This is a genomic window from Legionella bozemanae (assembly GCF_001648595.1).
Lineage (GTDB): Bacteria > Pseudomonadota > Gammaproteobacteria > Legionellales > Legionellaceae > Legionella > Legionella bozemanae.
Map to the genome: position 1 here is coordinate 1 of NZ_LBAW01000110.1, position 524 is coordinate 524.

The window sequence follows — 524 nt, forward strand, 5'->3', positions numbered from 1 at the left end:
AAATAGCAAAAACAAATAACACCGAATTAAATATAACTGCAGCAGAAATGCTATCATTTGGCGCACGTATTTATCTGCAATCTTTAGAAAAAAAGACAGATGAATCAACCCAATTATTGCTCGAAAATAGTGTTCGCTCGATACAAATTATTACTGAAATTTTATACAGCGTATACAACAAAGACCTGTCTAAAATGGGTGCTTATGATGCAGAAACGGCACTAGCTATGATTGAACGAATGATTCCAAATATATTAAAAGGAATTTCTTAAATCGTTCTCATCACTTCATGATTTTATGGAGATTTTGGGGTGGAAAAAGCGAATTTATTTCCTCCTTCAAAGAAATAACAGACCTGTTTTATGATTAAACCAAATCACTTTGAATGCACATCTTTGTAAGATAACATTTCGAATAATTGCTCTTCTTTTTCAGGAATAAAGCCACAGGTTTTGCTCCATTCCTTGGGTTTTACCGCATATCCAGCCCAAACTGGCAATGAACTTTAATCTGTTCTCTAAATT

Annotated in this window: 1 protein-coding gene; it reads left to right on the top strand. The window is 33.4% G+C overall.

Annotation, left to right across the window (positions count from 1 at the left end; all coding sequences use genetic code 11):
- The first annotated feature begins 2 nt into the window (after window positions 1–2).
- Complete coding sequence (locus A8O27_RS18275) at window positions 3–272, top strand: hypothetical protein (RefSeq protein WP_082891541.1); 270 nt, start codon at window positions 3–5, stop codon at window positions 270–272.
- The last annotated feature ends 252 nt before the right edge of the window (window positions 273–524 follow it).